The organism is Luteimonas sp. 22616 (assembly GCF_052044325.1).
GTDB lineage: Bacteria > Pseudomonadota > Gammaproteobacteria > Xanthomonadales > Xanthomonadaceae > Luteimonas.
In genome coordinates, this window is sequence record NZ_JBQEMW010000001.1 from 1,840,648 (window position 1) to 1,855,714 (window position 15,067).

Here is a 15,067-nt window from a genome sequence, read left to right on the forward strand (position 1 = left end):
TCAGTGGTCGAAGCCGACCTTGTCGACCAGGACGCTGGCCTCGCGGCGATGGCGCACCACCTCCGTCAAGGGCAGCGGGTCGACCTTCAGGTCGCCGAAGCTTGCGACCACCGGATCGAGCTCGACCCCGGCCTTCACCGGGTACTCGTAGTTGGCGCGCGCATACAGGCTCTGCGCCTGGTCCGACACCAGGTACTCCATCAGCGCCACCGCGTTGTCGCGGTTCGGCGCATGGCGCGCGACCGCCGCGCCGCTGATGTTGACGTGGGTGCCGCCGTCGGCGGCGCTGGCGAACACCGGTCGGATGACCTTGATCGCCTCGCCCCACTGGTGCTGCTCGGAGCCGGGTTCGGCGTTCTTCATCCGCCCGACGTAGTAGGCGTTGGCGATGCCGATGTCGCAGATGCCGGCGAGGATGTCGCGGGCCACGTCGCGGTCGCCACCGGCGGCCTTGCGCGCCAGGTTGGCCTTGACCCCGCGCAGCCACTGCTCGGTGGCCTCGGCGCCGCCGTGCGCGATCATCGCCGCGAACAAGCTGGTGTTGTACGGATGCTGGCCGGAGCGGATGCAGACCCTGCCCTTCCACTTCGGGTCGGCGAGGTCCTCGTAGGCGAACGATTCCAGCGCGAGGTCCTTGTGCGCGTACAGCACGCGATCGCGCAGCGACAGCGCGAACCACTGGCCGTCGGCGCCGCGCAGGTGGGCCGGGATCGCAGCCTCCAGCACGTCGGAATCCACCGCCTGGGTGTACCCGGCCTCGACCACGTCGAGCAGGTTGCCGGTGTCGACCGTCATCAGCACGTCGGCCCGGGAGTTCGCGCCTTCGGCGCCCAGGCGTTCCATCAGCCCGTCCTTGAGGAACACCGTGTTGACCTCGATGCCGCTCTGCGCGGTGAACGCGTCGAGCAGCGGCTGGATCAGGCCGGGCTCGCGCGTGGTGTAGAGGTTGACCTCGCCGGCGGCGGCAGGTGCGGTGCCGGCGTCGGCAGCGGCCGGATCGGCGGGCGTCTGTTCGCTGCCGCAGGCGGCAAGCAGCAGGGCGGCGCAGGCGGCCAGGACGGCGCGCGGCGCGCGGAAGGCGGGGGACATGCGGAACTCCTCGGGAAGCGGTGTGCCGTTGCGATGCAACGCCGTTGCAAATGAGAATTGTATGCGTTTGCAACCACCGCCTCCAGCCGGGATTCGATCCTCAGCGTTGCGGATACAGCAACATCGCGTCCCCGTAGGAGAAGAACCGGTAGCGCTCGCGCACCGCGTGCCGATAGGCATCGAACATCCTGTCCTTGCCCGCGAACGCCGAGACCAGCATCAGCAGGGTCGATTCCGGCAGGTGGAAGTTGGTCAGCAACGCATCCACCGAGCGGATCCGGTAGCCGGGGAAGATGAAAATCCGCGTATCGCCGGCGAACGGCTGCAGTTCGCCATCGACCAGCGCACTCTCCAGCGCGCGCACCACCGTGGTGCCCACCGCCACCACGCGCCCGCCGGCGGCGCGCGTGCGCCGTACCTGTTCGACCAGCCCGGCGCCGACGTTGAGCCATTCGCTGTGCATGCGGTGCTCGGCGATGTCGTCCACGCGCACCGGCTGGAAGGTGCCGGCGCCCACGTGCAGGGTGACGTGGCCGAACTGCACGCCACCCGCGCGCAGCGCTTCGAGCAGCGCCTCGTCGAAATGCAGGCCCGCGGTCGGCGCGGCGACAGCACCGACGCGCCGCGCGAACACGGTCTGGTAGCGCTCGTCGTCGTCGGCCCCGGGCTCGCGGCGGATGTACGGCGGCAACGGCAGACGGCCGGCGTGCAGCAGCCAGGATTCCAACGCGCCGTCGACCGCGAACCGCAGGTGGTAGAACTCGCCATCGCGGCCGAGCACCTCGGCTTCGCCGCCGGCATCGAGTTCGATGCGCCCACCCGGCTTCAGCGGTTTGCTGGCGCCGACCTGCGCCCGCGCCTCGTTGCCGGGCAGCAGCCGCTCGATCAGGATCTCCACCCGCCCGCCGCTGCCGGCCTTGTGGCCGAACAATCGCGCCGGGATCACCCGGGTGTCGTTGAACACCAGCAGGTCGCCGGCGCGCAGCAGGCCCGGCAGGTCGCGCACGTGCCGGTCTTCGAACGTCGCCTCGCCCGGCGGCACCACCAGCAGGCGGCTGGCCGAGCGCTCGGGCAGCGGCGCCTGCGCGATCAGCTCCGCGGGCAGTTCGTAATGGAAGTCGGATTTCTTCAAGGCCGGATGTTCAAGGACGGTACGCGCTGCAACGAGGCGCGCATTGTAAGCGGCGCGATTCCGGAGACCCGGGAGGGACTGTCGAAGAAAGCGTGGGAGCGGCCATGACCACGATCCGGGATACCCGATGGCTGGGAGCATCGCGGTCATGGCCGCTCCCACAAGGCTTCCGCGACTGGTCAGCGCTCGAACTTGGTCGACAGGATGATCGAGGAGGTGGTCCGCTCGACGCCGTCGATCGCGCCGATCCGGTCGGTCAGCACGTCCATGTCCTGCACGCTGGCGGCCACGCCCATCGCCACCAGGTCGTGGGTGCCGCTGACCGAATGCAGGCTGCGCACCTCGGGCATCTCGTGCAGCGCCTTGACCACGGCCGCCATCTGCTTGGGCAACACCGTGACCAGGATGTGCGCGCGGATCCGGCCCTGCTCTACCTCGTCGCCCACGCGCACGGTGTAGCCGCGGATCACGCCTTCGCGTTCCAGCCGCTCGATCCGGCTCTGCACGGTGGTGCGCGACAGCTGCAGCCGGCGCGCGATCTCGGCGGTGGAGGCACGCGCGTTCTCGCGCAGGATGGACAGCAGCAGCTCATCGGCCTGGGTCAGCTTCATTCGGATCACCCGCTTCGTCTAATCGACGAAATTATCTGTTGAATTGCGCAAATCGACCCTACCAATCGCCGATATTATCGCGATAATAGAGGATTGCCGCAGGAAAGCGCGGGCCACGCGCCCGATCCGGACCGCCTTTCCGCCCGCACCGGGCCTGGCAACGCACCCAGGAGGAAACCGCCGATGTCCACGACCAATCCGCTTGCCGACAAGCTCGCCCCGCTCCGCGCCCACAAGGGGCAGCGCCGTACCCCCGGCCTGGACGATGCGACCATCGCGCAGTTCGCCGCCACCCATCCCGAACTCGAAGCCGCGATCGATGCCGCCGTCGCCGAGTACGCCAACGTCAAGGACACCTTCGCCGACCTGCTCGACCTCGACGAGGACGCGCAGTTGCAGGCAGTGCAGGCCGGCTTCGTCAATTTCTACCCCGCCGATGGCGTGAACCCCTACGTCGCGCTGGCCGCGCGGGGCCCGTGGATCGTCACCCTCAACGGCGCGGTGCTGTACGACACCGGCGGCTACGGCATGCTCGGCTTCGGCCACGCGCCGCAGGCGATCATCGACGCGATGGCCAAGCCGCAGGCGATGGCCAACATCATGACCCCGAGCCTGTCGCAGCTGCGCGCCGAGCGCGCCCTGCGCAAGGAAATCGGCCACAGCATCGGCGGTTGCCCGTTCGCCAGCTTCATGTGCCTGAACTCCGGCTCCGAGTCGGTGTCGCTGGCCGCGCGCATCGCCGACACCAACGCCAAGACCATGACCGATGCCGGCGCCCGCCACGCCGGGCGCACGATCAAGCGCCTGGTGGTCAAGGGCGCCTTCCACGGCCGCACCGAGGCCCCGGCGCTGTATTCCAACTCCACCCGCAAGGCCTACGAGAACGCGCTGGCCAGCTATCGCCACGAGGACAGCGTGCTGGTGGTGGCCCCCTACGACCTGGCCGCGCTGAAGCAGGTCTTCACTGACGCCGATGCCAACGGCTGGTTCATCGAGGCGATGTTCCTGGAGCCGGTGATGGGCGAAGGCGACCCGGGCCGCGCGGTGCCGGTGGACTTCTACGCCGCCGCGCGCGAACTCACCAAGACGCACGGTTCGCTGCTGCTGGTCGACTCGATCCAGGCCGGCCTGCGCGCCACCGGCACGCTGTCGATCGTCGACTACCCCGGCTTCGAGGGCCAGGAAGCGCCGGACATGGAGACCTACTCCAAGGCGCTCAACGCCGGCCAGTACCCGCTGTCGGTGCTCGCCGTGAACGAACGCGCCGCCGGCATCTACAAGCGCGGCACCTACGGCAACACCATGACCGCCAACCCGCGCGCGCTCGACGTCGCCTGCGCGGTGCTGGGCATGCTCACCCCCGAACTGCGCACGAACATCCGCAAGCGCGGCGAGCAGGCCGTGGCATCGCTGGAGAAGCTCAAGGGCGAACTCGGCGGCCTGATCACCAAGGTCCAGGGCACCGGGCTGCTGTTCTCGTGCGAACTCGACCCGCGCTTCAAGGGTTACGGCGCGGGTTCCACCGAGGAATGGCTGCGCGAGCGCGGCCTGGGCGTGATCCACGGCGGCGAGAACTCGCTGCGCTTCACCCCGCGCTTCGAGGCCGACAGCGACGAGATCGAGCTGATCGTGTCGATGGTCAAGCGCGCGCTGCTCGAAGGCCCGCGGCAGAAGCAGGCCGACGCGGCCTGATCGCTCGCGTCGCGCCGCGGGGCTCAGCCCTGCGGCGCGACGAACCGGCGCGCGGCTGCGCGCGTCACTCCCAGCATCGGTCCTTGCGTCCCTTGAGCGTCGCCGCCCGGATGCAGTCGCGCTGGCTGATGCGGCCTTCGGTCTGCTCGACGATGCGGCGGCCGCCGCTGCCGTCGGGCTGCAGCGAGAACGCGTCGTACAGCCGACCGGTGGCGGTGCGCGCTTCATAACGCAGCGTGTCACCGTCGATGCGCACCACCTGGAACAGCTGCGTGTCCTCGGCCACCGGCGCCATCGTCCGGCGCGCCTCGTCCGAAAGCCGGTACTGCTTGGCGCCCGCCACCGACACCACGTACTGCGGCGTTCCATGCCCCGCCTCCGGACCGCCGCGACGGCCGTAGACGTGATCGTGCCCCTGCAACACCAGGTCGACACGGTGGCGCTCCAGCACCGGCAGCACGTGCTCGCGCAGCAGCGCGTTGTCGCGGTCCTGGCGCGGCGAGAACATCGGCTGGTGGATCACTACAAGCGACCAGGCGCGCGGGCTGCCGGCAAGCACGCCGTCCAGCCACTGCGCCTGCGCGCGCGCAGTACCGAGGTCGAGCGCCGAGGTGCCATCGAGCACCACCACGCGCGCGTCCTGCACGTCGAACCAGTAGCTGGTCCGTTCGGCGCCCGGCGCACCATTGCGGGGCAGCGCGAAACTCACCGGCCAATGCGCGCCAAGCACGCGCCGTTCGCGCGGCGTGTCCTCGAATTCCTCGAAGTACTCGTGGTTGCCCGCCGCCGGTGCGACCAGCATCCCCGATGCCACGGGCCGCGCGGCGTCGAACCACTCGCCCCACTCGTTGTCGTCCTCGCCATCGCCGCCACTGACCAGGTCGCCGGCGTACAGCGCCAGGCGCGCGTCCGGCGCGTGGCGCAGGGCCTCGCGCGCGACGCGCGAGGTGAGGCTGGCGTTCTTGTTCTGGGTGTCGCCGAAGTACAGCAGCGTCAGCGGCGTGCCGGGCGGTGCGGCGGTGCGCAGCTGCCGCCACGGGCTCCACCAGCCACCAGCGCCCTGCACGCGCCAGGCGTAAAGGGTGTCGGGCGCGAGGCCGTCGATGTCGACGCGATGATGATGGGCGAGGCCGTTCTCCGTGCGCAGCGCCTGCGTCGCGGCCTGCATCCGGCGCGGCGCGCCCACGTCCGGCGAATCGCCGGCGACCACGATCTCCAGCAGCGGCGCCTCGATCGCGGCATCGGTGCGCCACGACACCGAAAACCCGGTGGCAGCGTCCTGCGCGGGCGTGGCCACGATCCGGTCCGGGAACGCGGTCACCACGTAGTGCGTATCGCCGGCCGGCACCAGCGTGTTCGGCTCGGGCACGCGGGATGCGTCCAGCGCGAACGCGGGCAGCGCGACAATCGTGCCCAGCAGCGCAGCGGCCGCCAACGCCAGCCGTGCCTCACGCGAGGCGTGCATTCCGGCCCTCACTTGCGCGGGCACGCGTGCAGCGACAGCGTGCCGGCGATGTCGCGCCAGTCGAGTGCCACCACGCCCTGGTCGTCGTGCACCGCGTACAGCGCGCCTTCGGGGAAGCGCTGCGAGGACACGTCGTGCAACCAGATGCCATCGGTGTTGGCGACCGTCTTGCCCGCCACGGCGCCGACGTGCGCCAGCGTCGCGCGGTCGAACAGATGGAACACGGTGCGACCCTTGCCCTGCTCGGTGGTCAGCCACCAGCCGCTGCCGTCGGCGCAGGCCTTGAGTGCGATGCCTTCGGCCTGGGCCTTGAACACGTCGCGGCCAACGGTGCGGCCGGCAAAGCGCCCTTCGAGGTCGTAGACCTTGAGCTCGTTGGCGTAGGCCTCGTCCTCTTCGGCCACCAGCAGGCGGTCGTTGGCCGGGTCGCCCCAGACCGACTCGACCACGCGCAGCGCGCCATCGGCCGTGGTGTCGCCGAACGCCGCGACATGGCGCGTGGAATAGCCATCCGCAGCGGCGGAAACCGCGTAGCGATGCACGCGGTGGTCGAGTTCGGCCAGCGGCGGCAGGATGTCCTCGCCCGCGGCATCCTCGCCGGCCATGTAGGCGTCGGTGACGTAGACGTCGAAACCGGCGTCGGTACGGTTCACCCAGAGGCCGTAAGGCTGCCTGAGCTCGCCGGCGCCGAAGGTCGCCAGCGGCGTGAACCCGGGCAGGCGCATCAGTTGCACGCGCCGGTTGTCGCGCTCGACCACGAACAACAGGTCGTCGACCACGGCCACGCCGTTGGGACGGTCGAACTCGCCCTCGGCCTTGCCCGGCTTGCCCACGCGCTGCAGTGTTTTACCGGTGGTGCCGTCGTAAACCAGCAGCTGGTCGGTGGACTTCGCGGTCGCGATCACCCACACCTTGCCGTCGGGCGCGGTCCAGGCGGTCGGCGAATCGATGTTGTCCGCCGGAATCATCGCCGACAGCCATGCCTCGGCAACGGTCGTCGCCTCGGAGCCGGCCCCGGTCCGTGCGGCTTCGCGGCTGCGATCGGCGCGGTCCTCGGCATCCTCGATGGCGGGCACGCCGGCGCAGGCGGCGAGCAGCAACGCGATGGCGGCGGCGGGGATCAGATGTTTCGGGCTTTTCGGCATCACGGGTCGGCCCTCGGGCTGGCGACGGGGTGTCGTCAAACCGAAAGATCATCCGCCCGCTTTGTGACCATCAAGTTGCACGCCAACGCACGGCAGCGTGGCACATGACGCGTGCACGACGTTGCGCGCGGCGACGGTCACATTCCTGCCATGCGGGTGCCATCCAATGCCCGGATCACTTCGCACCGGGATCCACCTCGCATGAACCACGTCTTCAAGGCCACCGTCCTGTCACGGGCATTGCTGCTCGCGCTGGTGGCGCCGACCGCCTTCGCCCAGGTCGCCACGCCCGACGGCTCGGCCGATGCGTTGCCCGAACCGAAGCAGCTCGACACCGTCGTCGTGCAGGCCGAGATCGCCTACCGCAACCGCACCCCCGACATCGCGCCGGTACTGAGCTACGACCTGGAATACTTCCAGCGCTTCGAGCCGGCCACCGTCGGCGACATGGTCAAGCGCCTGCCTGGCGCCGCTTTCGTCGGCTCCGACATCATGGAGTACGACGGCGTGCAGCTGCGCGGCCTCGGCGGCGGCTATACCCAGGTGCTGATCAACGGCAAGCAGGTGCCGGGCGCAGGCGACGACCGCTCGTTCTGGGTGGACCGCATCCCGGCGGAGATGGTCGACCGCATCGAAGTCCTGCGCAGCAACAGCGCAAACCGCTCGGGCGATGCCGTCGCCGGCGCGATCAACATCATCCTGCGCGACGCCTACGAGTTCGACGGCGGCTATCTGCGCATCGGCGCGAACCGCTGGGACGACGGCGAGGTGAACCCGACCCTGGGCGCCGTGGCCAGCGGCGAAGCGCTGGGTGGCCGCATCCTCGGCGGCATCAACGTGCAGGACCGCTACCGCGGCAAGACCAAGCGCTCGGACCGCTTCTCGGATCCGTCGATGGAAGAGCTGGTCAGCTGGGAGGACCAGGCCGAAGTGAAGGACGGCCGCGACTACTCGGGCAATGTCTCCTGGACCGCCGACGTCGGCGAGACCGGGCGCCTGAGCATCGACGGCTTCTACGTCAAGACCGACCGCGACGTCACCGAAGTCTCCTTCGAGGAGGAGTACGACGACGGCGAGGTGATCACCGCCAACGTCCCGGGCCTGGCCACCGTCGACCAGCAGAACTGGGGCATCGGCGTCGAGTACAAATTCGACATGGCCGGTGGCACCACCGAGATCGACCTCGACCATGCCCGCTTCGAGGACAAGAGCATGGAGTCCGAGGAAGCGCACGCCTACGTCGACGGCGCGTGGGACGAGTCCGAGGCCGAGCGCCTGGACATCGACGCCAGCGACGCCGAAAGCAGCCTGAAGCTGGCGCACAAGCGCTCGCTCGGCGCCGCCGAAATGGAGTTGGGCATCGACTACCGCAGCAAGAAGCGCGAGATCGACCACGCCTACTACGAGTTCGCGGCCGAAAACGAGGGCGACCCGGTGGTGTACGAACCCGACACCATGGTTGGCAGCCTGATCGAGGAAACCCGCATCGATCCCTACCTGATGTTCTCCGGCGGCGCCGGCGCGCTGGCCTGGGAAGCCGGCCTGCGCTACGAGACCACCGACTCGGACATCGAATCCAGCCAGGACGGCGACACCATCCGCGTGTCCAAGGACTACGGCGAGCTGCTGCCGTCGCTGCACCTGAAGTGGGACCTGACCGACGCCGACCGCATCAGCCTGTCGCTGGCCAGGAGCATCAAGCGCCCGAACTTCAACGAACTGATCCCGGCCCTGCTCGACGGCGAATACGGCGACAACGACTACATCGGCAACCCGGAGCTCGACCCGGAAACCGCGAACGGCCTCGACCTGGGCTACGAGCGCCGCCTCGGCAAGCGCGGCGTGGTCGGCATCAACTTCTTCTACCGCGATGTCAAAAGCCTGATCGAACTGGTCAACACCGGCGAACCCAGCGAGGAGATGCAGGACGCCTGGGAGGACATGGTCGAGGACGGCGAGTACGCCACCGTCGAGGAAGCCATGGCCGCGGAACCGGCCGACAGCTGGCTGTTCACCTCGGCCAACGTCGGCGACGGCAAGGTCTACGGGGTCGAGTTCGACCTGTCCACCCCGCTGACCGCCTTCGGCATGGACAACACCGGCGTGTTCATGAACTACGCCTACATCAAGTCCGACGTCGACGACTTCATGGGCGAGCGCCGCTTCAACAACCAGGCCAGGTCGGCCTTCAACGTCGGCTTCATCCAGGACCTGCCGACGCTGGCCGCCAGCTTCGGCGTGTCGTACCGCAAGCAGGGCGACGCGTATGAGCGCATCGTCGGCGAGGAAGTCACCATCAGGTACGGCAAGGACCTGGAGGCCTTCGTCGAGAAGCGCTTCGGCGACAACGTGTCGCTGCGCCTGACGGCGTCCAACCTGCTGGACGCCTCGAAGGACGAGGTCTTCCACAAGTTCGACACCATCGACGATCAGCTCGCGCGCAACCACGACGAGTACGAGCTGGAGACCGAAGAGGCCGGCCCGAGCTACCAGCTGGTCATGCGCTGGGCGTTCTGACCGCGTCGCATGCCAGGGAGCAGCAGGAGAAGCCGGCACAAGCCGGCTTCTTCTTTGTGGGACCCGTGGGTTTGATGCAGACTTCCGGCAACTTCCCGCCTCGGCCCGCCATGAAAATCGTCGAAGTCCGCCACCCGCTGGTGCAGCACAAGCTTGGCCTGATGCGCCGCGCCGACAACAGCACCAAGACCTTCCGCGAACTCGCCGCCGAGGTCGCCACGCTGCTGACCTACGAAGCCACGTCGGACCTGGAGACCGAGGACGCGGACGTCGAAGGCTGGGCCGGCACCGTGCGCGTGCGCCGGATCAAGGGCCGCAAGATCACCCTGGTGCCGATCCTCCGGGCCGGCATCGGCATGCTGCCCGGGGTGCTGGAACTGATCCCGGCGGCGAAAGTGAGCGTGGTCGGGATCAAGCGCGACGAGGCCTCGCTGGCCGCGATGCCCTATTACGAAAACCTTGTCGGCGACATGGCCGACCGCACCGCGCTGATCCTCGACCCGATGCTCGCCACCGGCGGCACCCTGGTCGCCACCGTCGACATGCTCAAGGCCGCGGGCGCGGCGCGCATCAAGGGCCTGTTTCTCGTCGCGGCGCCGGAAGGGCTCAAGGCGCTGGAAGCCGCGCACCCGGACGTCGAGGTCTATACCGCCTCGATCGACGAGCGCCTCAACGAGAAGGGCTACATCCTGCCCGGCCTCGGCGACGCCGGCGACAAGATCTTCGGCACCCGCGTCGGCTAACCATGGCCCACGGGTCGGGGCTGCGCTCCGACGGCTCGCGGAGGATCCGATCGCGCGTCGCTACGCCTGCGACCTGCGGCGTCGCACCACGACGGCCACCACCAGCAACACGATGAAGATCGGCGCGACGACGAACGGCCAGCGTGGCCGGTCGCGGGCTTCGTCGCGCTGCGATGTTTTCCCACCGGCCGCCGCGTCCGCGGCAACGGGTTCAACCGCAGGCGTCCGCAATGTCCACTTGCCGTCGCGCAGCGCCAGCCGGTCGGCCAGCGGCGGCAACACCAGGGCCCGCCAGGTCACGCGCAGGTCGCCGACCCGCGGCGCCAGCGGGTTTTCGGCGCTGCCCAGGCCATCGCCCTCGGGCTGGAAGGTCGCCGACATGTTGCCGGGCAATGCGGAAAAACCCGGCCGGAACGGCTGCCACTTGCCGAGCGCAGCAACGACGTCCTCCGGCACCGGCAGTCCGTCGACGCTGACCGGCGCGCGCCACTCGCGCTCGCGCAGCGGCATCTCGCGCGGATTCTCGTGCCCCGGCGCGAAACCGGACGAATCCACGCGCGCCCCGCGCCATTCCAGCGCGTAGCCGCCGCCGGCGCGCGTCCACTGGTACATCTCGACGTGGCGCTGCAGGCCGGCATGACGCGTGGTGACGCCGAAGTCCGCGTCGCGCAGCGCCTTGCCCACCTGTGCTTCGCCTTGCGGCGCAGCACCCTCGCCCGCCGGCTTTACCTGCGCGGGAACCGCCGCCGGCAACCAGGCCAGTGCACATGCGAGCAGCGCCGCGCATCGCAGCCGCGCACGTGCGTGGCCATCGGTCGGCATGCGCATGCAGCCACCACGCGCCTGCATCAGCCCAGCACCCTCGCCTGCAGTTCCGCGGTCTCGTGGGTGGTGCCGAAGCGGCCCTTGTCGTCGCGCACCAGCTGCGCCAGCGCGACCGCCGGGTCGTGGGTGAAGAACAGATGCACGTTGCGCGCGAACTTGTCTTCGAGGAACGCCCGCTTCTCGTCGATCAGCAGCTCGGGGTTGCGGTCGTAGCCCATCGTGATCGGCACATGCACCCACGGCTTGCCCGGCACCAGGTCGGCGCAGAACACGACGCCGCCGTGGGCCTGCCCGTCGACGCGTTCCGGGCCGATGATCTCGGCCAGCATCAGGCCCGGCGTATGCCCATCGCTGTAGTGGAAGCGCACCGCGTCGCCCAGCGTGCGCGAGCGGTCGCCCTCGACGATCTCCAGCCGGCCGCTGTCTTCGAGCAGCTGCGGCAGCTCCGGGATGTAGCTGGCGCGGTCGCGCGGATGCGGGTGCCGCGCGCGTTGCCACTGCTCGGCGCCGACCAGGAACGTGGCGTTGGGGAACAGCAGCTCCGGCGCCCGGCCTTCCGACCACGCCGCCAGCAGGCCGCCGGCATGGTCGAAGTGCAGGTGCGACAGCACCACCACGTCGATGTCGCCATGTTCGAAGCCGGCCGCGCGCAGCGATTCGAGCAGCACGTGGCGGTCCTCCACCACGCCGTAGCGCTCGCGCAGCTTCGGTTCGAAGAACGCGCCGATGCCGGTCTCGAACAGCACGGTCTTCCCCGCCAGCGGGCTGGCGAGCAGCGCGCGGCAGGCCAGCGGGATGCGGTTCGCATCGTCGGGCGCCATCCACTTGGCCCACATCGCGCGCGGCGCGTTGCCGAACATCGCGCCGCCGTCGAGTTGCTGGCTGTTACCGAGGATTGACCAGAGTTTCATGGCTACTGCGCCCGTGATCGCATGCCGGCATGTTACCGCGCCGTTGCTTAAACGGATGTCAGCCGCGCTCATCGAGCTGTGGGAGCGGCCATGGCCGCGATTGTTTTCGTCGGCAGCCCGATCGTGGTCATGGTCGCTCCGACGAGCGACCCTGGCCTATTCGGAAGCCGCCGAAAAATACAGGACGAACGCGCCCTTCTCCGGCTTCGTCGCGGCCACGGCCAGCGGCGCAAGTGCACCGGTGCCTGCCAGCATTCCCTCGCCCTGCGCATCGGGTTCGCCTTCCACCAGGCGCAGGCGGCTGCCGCGCCAGGCCTTGACGACGAGGCGGGCCGGCTTGCCGGGCGCGATGTCGACGTTGCTGCCAACGTCCTTCGGCAGCACCACGTTGCGCCCGCCGGTATCGTCCAGGCCATCTTGCTGGAACACGAACAGCGGCTGGTCGTCGAGTTCGACCGCGAAGCGCCAGTCGGTGGTGCCCATCGAACCATCGTGCTGCACGGCGATGCGGTCCAGGCGCAGGTGTGCGGTGCGCGGCACCGACGCCGCCGCGGCAAGCGCAGGCGCGGAAGCGACCACCTGCGGCGCCGACGATGCCGAAACCTGCTGCGGCGCGGCTTGCCGGTCACCGCGCGTGTTGACGTAAACCGCGGTCAACGACGCAATCAACGCCGCGGCCCCGGTCAGGATCGCCGGCAGCACGTGCAACAGGGGCTTCTTCTCTTGGTCCGGCATGCGGATGCTCGTTGTTCGGTTGCGCGTGCTGTCAGCGTTGGGGCGACGACAGCTCCACCTTCGCGGCGCCTACCGGATTGCGCGGGTCGGTTCCGCCGGACAGCTTGCCGGTGGCCTTGTCCCATTCCACGGTCTGCAGGTTGCCCCAGACGTGGCTGGAACGGCGTCCGTCGTCGCCGGCTTCCTCGTCCGGCACATCCACCGTGTGTCCCATCGCACGCAGTCCCTTCACCACGTCCGGCGTGAATGCATCGGACTCCGCCTCGATCACGTCCGGCATCCACTGGTGGTGGTAGCGCGGCAGCGCGGCGACCTGCTGCGCGTCCAGGCCGTCGTCGTAGCCGAGGATGCCCAGCAGCACCATGGTGATGATGCGGCTGCCGCCGGGCGTGCCGAGCACGGCGACCTTGTTGTCCGATTCCATGAAGGTCGGCGTCATCGAACTGAGCATGCGCTTGCCGGGCTTCGGCGCGTTGGCGTCATAGCCCATCACGCCGAAGGCGTTGGGCGTGCCGGGCTTGAGCGCGAAGTCGTCCATCTCGTCGTTGAGCAGCACGCCGGTGCCCGGCGGGATCAGCCCCGAGCCATACAGCAGGTTGACCGTCTGCGTGGCGGCCACGCGGTTGCCGTCGGCGTCGATGATCGAGAAGTGCGTGGTCTCGTCGTCCTCCAGCGGCGTCTGCTTGCCCGAGAGCATGTCGCTGGGGGTGGCCTTGTCGGGATTGATCGTCGCGCGCAGGCCGGCGGCGTAGTCGCGGCTTGTCAGCGTGCGCTGCGGGATCTTCACGAAATCCGGGTCGCCCAGGTAGAAGGTGCGGTCGCGGTAGGCGCGGCGCATCGCCTCGACGACCAGGTGGGCGCGCTGCGTCTGGTCGAGCTTGGCGAGGTTCCAGCCCTCGAGGATCTGCAGCATTTCGGCCAGCGCGATGCCGCCCGAGGACGGCGGCGGCGCGGTGGTGATCTTCCAGCCGTGGTAGTCGAACACGATCGGCGCGCGTTCGCGCACCCGGTAGCCGGCCAGTTCCTCGGCCGTCCACTTGCCGCCTTCGTCGTTGACGCCCTTGAGCAGCAGGTCCGCGGTTTCGCCGCGATAGAAGCCGTCGAAGCCCTGCTCGGCCAGCCGTTCCAGCGTGCGCGCGAGATCCGGCTGCCGGAAGGTGTCGCCTTCCGCGATCGGCTTGCCGCTGGCCAGGTACACCGCGCGGGTACCGGGATAGCGGTCCATCACGTCGCGGCGCGACGCATAACCCCGGGCCATGCGCGCGTACACCGGGAAGCCCTCGTTGGCGATCCGGATCGCAGGCGCCAGCGTGGTTTTCAGCGGCAGCTTCCCGTACTTCTCGGCCAGGTGCACGAACGCCGCCGGCAGGCCCGGGATACCGGCCGACCATGGGCCGTTCATCGCCCGGTCGCGGTTGAAGTCACCGTTCTCCAGCAGGTATTCGGCCTCGGTCGCCGCGGCGGGCGCGGTCTCGCGCGCGTCGATGAAGACGTCCTGGCCGGTCTTCGCATCGTGCAGCAGGAAGAAGCCACCGCCGCCGAGGCCGGAACTGATCGGCTCGACCACCGACAGCGTCGACGACACCGCCACCGCAGCGTCGAACGCGTTGCCGCCTTCGCGCAGGATCTGCAGCCCGGCATCGGTGGCCAGGGCATGGCCGGAAGCAATGGCGGCGCCGGGCGGATGCGCTGCTGGCGTTGTCGGCGTTGCGGCATCCCGCGGCGCGGCCATGGCCGGCGCCAGGGCGAAGAGCGAGACGAACAGCAGGCGGATGATGGATTTCATGCGAACTCCGGTCAGACGGTTTCTGGTGTGCATTCCGATGCCTCCCTGGCGCAGTTGGAGCGGCTCCGGATCATGCGGCTAATCCGATCATGGCCGTTCGTCCCGTGCCATGGCGATTGCCGACGGGCCGCCGCTCACGCACCGGCCTCGCCAAGCTGCAGCCGCTGCATCTTGGCCAGCAGGCTTTCGCGGCTTTCCGGATGATCCGGGTCCGGGTCGATGCATTCGACCGGGCAGACCACCACGCACTGCGGTTCGTCGAAATGGCCGACGCACTCGGTGCAGCGTGCCGGATCGATCACGTAGATCGCTTCGCCCTGCGAGATCGCCTGGTTGGGACAGGCCGGCTCGCAGACATCGCAGTTGACGCAGAGTTCGTTGATCTTGAGGGACATGACCGGCGTCGGGGGATCTGC

General features: G+C 69.2%; 13 protein-coding genes. 3 read left to right on the forward strand and 10 right to left on the reverse strand.

Going from position 1 to position 15,067, the window contains the following annotated elements:
* The 3 genes from ACTJIL_RS08440 to ACTJIL_RS08450 form a co-directional block, all read right to left on the reverse strand.
* Complete coding sequence (locus ACTJIL_RS08440) at positions 1 to 1,089, reverse strand: Fe(3+) ABC transporter substrate-binding protein (RefSeq protein ID WP_440755081.1); 1,089 nt, start codon at positions 1,087 to 1,089, stop codon at positions 1 to 3.
* A gap of 100 nt (positions 1,090 to 1,189) precedes the next feature.
* On the reverse strand, positions 1,190 to 2,221 hold the full coding sequence (gene queA / locus ACTJIL_RS08445) for a tRNA preQ1(34) S-adenosylmethionine ribosyltransferase-isomerase QueA (RefSeq protein ID WP_440755082.1): 1,032 nt from the start codon (positions 2,219 to 2,221) through the stop codon (positions 1,190 to 1,192).
* A 179-nt stretch (positions 2,222 to 2,400) separates the two neighbouring features.
* The gene (locus tag ACTJIL_RS08450; RefSeq protein ID WP_440755083.1) at positions 2,401 to 2,832 is read right to left on the reverse strand and encodes an Lrp/AsnC family transcriptional regulator; all 432 of its coding nucleotides are present in this window, start codon (positions 2,830 to 2,832) and stop codon (positions 2,401 to 2,403) included.
* A 183-nt stretch (positions 2,833 to 3,015) separates the two neighbouring features.
* On the opposite strand from ACTJIL_RS08450, the gene ACTJIL_RS08455 reads away from it, so the two are divergent.
* A complete protein-coding gene (locus tag ACTJIL_RS08455; protein WP_440755084.1) occupies positions 3,016 to 4,524 on the forward strand; it encodes an aminotransferase class III-fold pyridoxal phosphate-dependent enzyme in 1,509 nt (502 codons plus the stop codon).
* 64 nt (positions 4,525 to 4,588) lie between these two features.
* On the opposite strand, the gene ACTJIL_RS08460 is transcribed toward ACTJIL_RS08455, so the two are convergent.
* Positions 4,589 to 5,989 carry a fibronectin type III domain-containing protein gene (locus ACTJIL_RS08460; RefSeq protein WP_440755085.1) on the reverse strand — a complete coding sequence of 467 codons (1,401 nt, stop codon included), beginning with the start codon at positions 5,987 to 5,989 and terminating at the stop codon, positions 4,589 to 4,591.
* A gap of 8 nt (positions 5,990 to 5,997) precedes the next feature.
* A complete protein-coding gene (locus ACTJIL_RS08465; protein ID WP_440755086.1) occupies positions 5,998 to 7,134 on the reverse strand; it encodes a phytase in 1,137 nt (378 codons plus the stop codon).
* A 201-nt stretch (positions 7,135 to 7,335) separates the two neighbouring features.
* Here ACTJIL_RS08465 and ACTJIL_RS08470 point away from each other — a divergent pair, with 201 nt between their 5' ends.
* Together ACTJIL_RS08470 and upp are read left to right on the forward strand one after the other, a co-directional pair.
* Positions 7,336 to 9,651 (forward strand): TonB-dependent receptor plug domain-containing protein, encoded by a 2,316-nt coding sequence (locus ACTJIL_RS08470; RefSeq protein WP_440755087.1) that lies wholly within the window; start codon positions 7,336 to 7,338, stop codon positions 9,649 to 9,651.
* A 110-nt stretch (positions 9,652 to 9,761) separates the two neighbouring features.
* The gene (gene upp, locus ACTJIL_RS08475) at positions 9,762 to 10,394 is read left to right on the forward strand and encodes a uracil phosphoribosyltransferase (protein WP_440755088.1); all 633 of its coding nucleotides are present in this window, start codon (positions 9,762 to 9,764) and stop codon (positions 10,392 to 10,394) included.
* 60 nt (positions 10,395 to 10,454) lie between these two features.
* Here upp and ACTJIL_RS08480 read toward each other — a convergent pair whose 3' ends face one another.
* From ACTJIL_RS08480 to ACTJIL_RS08500, 5 genes are all read right to left on the reverse strand, one after another.
* Entirely contained in the window at positions 10,455 to 11,222 is a 768-nt protein-coding gene (locus ACTJIL_RS08480; RefSeq protein WP_440755089.1) for a TMEM43 family protein, read from the reverse strand.
* A 20-nt stretch (positions 11,223 to 11,242) separates the two neighbouring features.
* Positions 11,243 to 12,130 carry an MBL fold metallo-hydrolase gene (locus tag ACTJIL_RS08485; protein WP_440755090.1) on the reverse strand — a complete coding sequence of 296 codons (888 nt, stop codon included), beginning with the start codon at positions 12,128 to 12,130 and terminating at the stop codon, positions 11,243 to 11,245.
* Positions 12,131 to 12,286: 156 nt separating this feature from the next.
* The gene (locus ACTJIL_RS08490) at positions 12,287 to 12,865 is read right to left on the reverse strand and encodes a hypothetical protein (protein ID WP_440755091.1); all 579 of its coding nucleotides are present in this window, start codon (positions 12,863 to 12,865) and stop codon (positions 12,287 to 12,289) included.
* 31 nt (positions 12,866 to 12,896) lie between these two features.
* Positions 12,897 to 14,651, reverse strand: coding sequence for a gamma-glutamyltransferase (gene ggt, locus ACTJIL_RS08495; RefSeq protein ID WP_440755092.1), 1,755 nt, complete (start codon positions 14,649 to 14,651; stop codon positions 12,897 to 12,899).
* A 134-nt stretch (positions 14,652 to 14,785) separates the two neighbouring features.
* The gene (locus ACTJIL_RS08500) at positions 14,786 to 15,046 is read right to left on the reverse strand and encodes a YfhL family 4Fe-4S dicluster ferredoxin (protein ID WP_440755093.1); all 261 of its coding nucleotides are present in this window, start codon (positions 15,044 to 15,046) and stop codon (positions 14,786 to 14,788) included.
* Positions 15,047 to 15,067 lie beyond the last annotated feature (21 nt).